The organism is Brachyspira catarrhinii (assembly GCF_005518285.1).
GTDB lineage: Bacteria > Spirochaetota > Brachyspiria > Brachyspirales > Brachyspiraceae > Brachyspira > Brachyspira catarrhinii.
This window is the reverse complement of the sequence record NZ_SJDU01000208.1, coordinates 1-4,166: the sequence shown is the minus strand read 5'-3', so window position 1 is coordinate 4,166 and position 4,166 is coordinate 1. Positions and strand designations below refer to the sequence as shown.

The following is a 4,166-nucleotide window of genomic DNA, read 5'->3' as shown; positions in this document are numbered from 1 at the left end:
GTGTTTCATAGGAACTCCTAATAAAAAATTATTAAATTATTAGAGGATATTATACTATATAAAGAAATATTGTCAATTATTCAAATAAACAAAAAATTATCATTCTTTTTTGAATATTCCTTGAAGCATTAAAGCTATAGTTCCAAACGTTTTATTTACTTTGTCGCCCATTTTTGTAATATAGGGATTATAAATCCTAAAACTATTAAAAAATATTGATATATTATTGATATATATAGTAAATAAAATATAATATAACTTTGATTTTGAATTTAGGTATTTTTAAGGAAAAGAAATGGACAAGGAATTATATTTGAATTATGTTAATATATTAAAAGAGGAATTAGTTCCAGCTTTTGGATGCACCGAACCTATAGCTATAGCTTTTGCTGGAGCTAAAATTCGGGACTTAATAGGCAACATTCCAGATTCTATTATTGTAAAATGCAGTGGAAATATTGAATATTATTATAGGAAAATGAAATAATAAAATTTTATATTTATTTTTTATATTATTATTATATAATATTAATATAAATTTAAAAGGAGTTAATATGCCAAGTTTGAGCGATAAGGAAATAAACGTCACATTGTCGAAAATAAGAGGAGAATACGAAGAAGGCGCTAAAAAATACGGAACTAAAATTTATAATGTGGAAAGTTTTAATAACAGATACAGAGAAGCTTTGCAAACGAGACAAGATTTGTCGAATTATTTTCTTCTTGAAATAAATATATTGGAAGATATAAAAAATAGATTGAGAGAGCGCGAATTGGAAAAAGAAAAAAGAGAAGCTGAAGAAAAAAAAGCCAAAGAAAATTCTTTTATGAATAAAGTCGACAATATGATAGAAAGATTTAGAAATGCGGTTGAAAAATATCCGATAGAAAATATTCATCCGAAAGCGGACGAAGAAATTTGTCATTTATACGGAGCTTTTAAGGAATTATACAATTGTTTTTGCGTTATAAGATATTTTTCTGGAGAAGCGAGCGATTATGTCATAGAAACGGCGATAAAAGATTATGACAATAAATTTCAAAGATTCGTTATGCCCGTTGGCGAGAGTAAAATTCCTATAATATTTTCCGATTATGTTTTTGCGCTTGAGAAAAGCGAAGGAGTAGCCCGCTCGGAACAATTTATACTTAAAGAATCTGGTTTTTTCTTGCATGCGTTTATCGAAAAAATGGAAAGCATAAAAACTACCGCTTTAAAAAAGAGTTTCGACAATAAAATAATTCTTCCCGAAACTTTAAGCGCTCAATCTCCAAGAGTGTTTTCTTTCTTCAAAGGAAAAAATAAAGAAGAAATATATAACGCCACTTTAACTTACGCCTCGGCTATGATAAACGATTTTAGATTGCAGAGTTTTAAGAAAGATGAAAATTAAAAAAGAATTTATTTTATTTATATTATTTTTTTTATTAATATTTAATTATTCCGATTTGTTATATCCGCAAAATTTCGCGTATAATAAAACTAATATTGAAAACGCTTATAGATATTATAATTCTAAAAATTATAGAAGGGCGGCGGAATTATTCGAATACGAAATAAATAATTCTCCCGTTTTGAAGATAGAATATTTTGAAACGCTTTCAAATATTTATATGTATCAAGAAGATTATAGCAATATGCTTAAAACGGCAAGAAACGGAATTCTTATAAATAGATTTTCTCCAAGATTATATTTCCAAAAAGGATACGCTTTATACAGACTCGAAAAAACGAACGAAGCGATTGAATCAATAAGGCATTCGGTAGAACTTAATCCTAACGATGCTTATGTTAATAATTTTTTGGGGCTTCTATATTTATATACGGAAGATTATAGATTGGCGGAAGCGTCTTTTTTGAAGGCTAACATTTACAGTCCGAATAATGTCGTTTATATGATTAACCTTGCGGCGACTTACGAAAGAAATAAAAATTATAATTCGGCTCTTCAAATTTACGAGGATGTTTATAAATTGGATAAAAATTATAAGGATGTTTCAAGTTCTATTATTAGAGTGAAAACTTTGCTTGGTTTTACAGATAATAAAGAAAATCGAAATCCCGAGAATGTTGAAAATATTAAAACTTACGAATATAACGAAGACGAAGAAGTTAAAACTTATATGACAAATAATTAATATATTTTTGGAATTATTATGCATACTATACAAAATATATTAAACGAATATTCTAAAAAAAATATTAATTTATTCGGTTATCTTAAAATCGCTCAAAAATGGAATATAATTATCGGCGAAACTCTTTCAAAAATTTGTTATCCAGCGTTTTTTAAAAACGGAATTCTAACTTTGACGGTTGCGGACACGGTTTGGGCTAATGAGATTTCAATGAATAGATTAAATATTATAAAAAATATAAAAAAAGAAACTGATGTAATAGTCGTTGAAATTAAAACGAGAGTCGGCGAAATAAATATTAACGAAAATGAATTGAATAATAAAAATGATAATATTAATAAATCAAATAACAAAATAAGCGAAGAACATAAGAAGTGGATTTCTCAAGTTATGAACGAAGCGAATATAGAAGACAAAAGAATCGAAGAAATATTTTACAGAGTTTTAATAAATAGCGAAGAGGACAAAGATGCCGATTGACGATAATTTTATTAAAAAAGCCGTGATGGAATATAAAGCCTCAAGAAGCGTTATAACTTTCAAAGAAATAAATAATCATCTGTCGAAATATATTTATAATTATCCGAGAAAAGTTTTTGGAGTTTGCCATGAAACCGCTATGGATTTTTATTTGTATTACATGGAAAGAATAGAAAATATTTTGCTTAAATATAACGAAACGGAAGCGAAATTTATAACTTGGTTCACATATACTTTGCGAAATAGTTATTTAAATTATATTGATTATAAAAAGAGAAAAGAAAAATATAAAAAAATCGAAATTTCTATGGACGCTCCTTTATGCGATAGAGAAGCTTTGACTTTGCATGATGTTTTATACGATTCAAAAAAATATTCTATAGATTTTATTAATTTTCTTAACGAAAGCGAAAACGAAAACGACAATATAGAAGAAATTTCTTTGAAAATTTTTAATTATATTGAAAGCGAATTTCCAAATAGAGATTCCCTTATTTTCTTTATTCATAATTTGGAATTATTTATAAATCTTATTACAAAACCTTTAATGGAATTTTTTAATATAGATTACGAAGAGGCTTATTCGATAATAGAAAAAGCGAGAGCGACTTATATACATAAATATAACTATATAATCAAATTGCAAGATTCCATAGCGAAAATAAATTTAAAAATATCGGAATATAAAAGCAAAGGGCTTTGGACGGTTCATTTGGCAAGCAAAAAACAAAATAGAATAAATAAACTTGTGGCGATAAAATTAAATGTTCCGCATTCTTTTATAGCAAAATTATTCGATATAAGCGTCAATGCGATTACAAAGATTATAAATAAAATAAAAAGATATTTGAAAGAAAATTTTAATTTTAGTAAATTTAAAAAAAATAATTAGCGGGGATTTATTTATGAATAATGAAAAATTAAAATATTATGAAGAAGAAATTATAAAATATCTTGACGGAATCAAAGTGTCCGAAGAATTTTTAAACGAACTTGAAAATAACTTGGAACTTCAAATAAAAGTTAATAAATTAAAATCCGATTTATTCGTTATGGAAAATATTAAAGATTCTGAAATGTTAGATTTAACCGAAAAAAAATCTTCAATTAAAATAAAAAACAATATAATAGAATCGATGGCTTTTTTCTCAATAACAAAACCGCTTGCCGCAAGAGGAGATAATGACGACAAAAACGAAACTTATATTTTTAACAATATTGAAATAAATAAAAACGGAAAAGAATATTATTTAAATATTAGATATATAAAAAATTATTGCGTTATAGAATTTAATAAAGAAAAAATTGTAAATATATCGGGCGAAAAGGATAATTATTCGATGGAATTAAAAAACGGAATTTATAATATAAAAGTAGACGGATGCGAATCGAATATAAATATAGAATAATTTTAGGAAATTTTAATGACAAATAAAAAAGACACCGCAAAATAAATACGATGCCTTTTTACATTTCTTATCAATATTATCACTAAATTAATCTTTATTTAATCCAATGGTATGCTTTAAAGTTTAAAGTTAATTTAA

General features: G+C 25.8%; 6 protein-coding genes. All 6 read left to right on the top strand.

Translation table 11 applies throughout. The features are described 5' to 3' along the window. The first annotated feature begins 295 nt into the window (after positions 1-295). Positions 296-487 carry a hypothetical protein gene (locus EZH24_RS08100; protein WP_236847122.1) on the top strand — a complete coding sequence of 64 codons (192 nt, stop codon included), beginning with the start codon at positions 296-298 and terminating at the stop codon, positions 485-487. A 67-nt stretch (positions 488-554) separates the two neighbouring features. Next, positions 555-1,394, top strand: coding sequence for a hypothetical protein (locus EZH24_RS08095; RefSeq protein WP_137998631.1), 840 nt, complete (start codon positions 555-557; stop codon positions 1,392-1,394). Beyond that, positions 1,384-2,139: a tetratricopeptide repeat protein gene (locus EZH24_RS08090; RefSeq protein WP_137998630.1), complete on the top strand. Its 756-nt coding sequence runs from the start codon at positions 1,384-1,386 to the stop codon at positions 2,137-2,139. The genes EZH24_RS08095 and EZH24_RS08090 overlap by 11 nt, the downstream gene beginning before the upstream one ends. A gap of 18 nt (positions 2,140-2,157) precedes the next feature. Further along, a complete protein-coding gene (locus EZH24_RS08085; RefSeq protein ID WP_137998629.1) occupies positions 2,158-2,619 on the top strand; it encodes a DciA family protein in 462 nt (153 codons plus the stop codon). Beyond that, positions 2,609-3,511: an RNA polymerase subunit sigma gene (locus EZH24_RS08080; protein ID WP_137998627.1), complete on the top strand. Its 903-nt coding sequence runs from the start codon at positions 2,609-2,611 to the stop codon at positions 3,509-3,511. The genes EZH24_RS08085 and EZH24_RS08080 overlap by 11 nt, the downstream gene beginning before the upstream one ends. A 13-nt stretch (positions 3,512-3,524) precedes the next feature. Further along, positions 3,525-4,028, top strand: coding sequence for a hypothetical protein (locus EZH24_RS08075; RefSeq protein WP_137998625.1), 504 nt, complete (start codon positions 3,525-3,527; stop codon positions 4,026-4,028). The last annotated feature ends 138 nt before the right edge of the window (positions 4,029-4,166 follow it).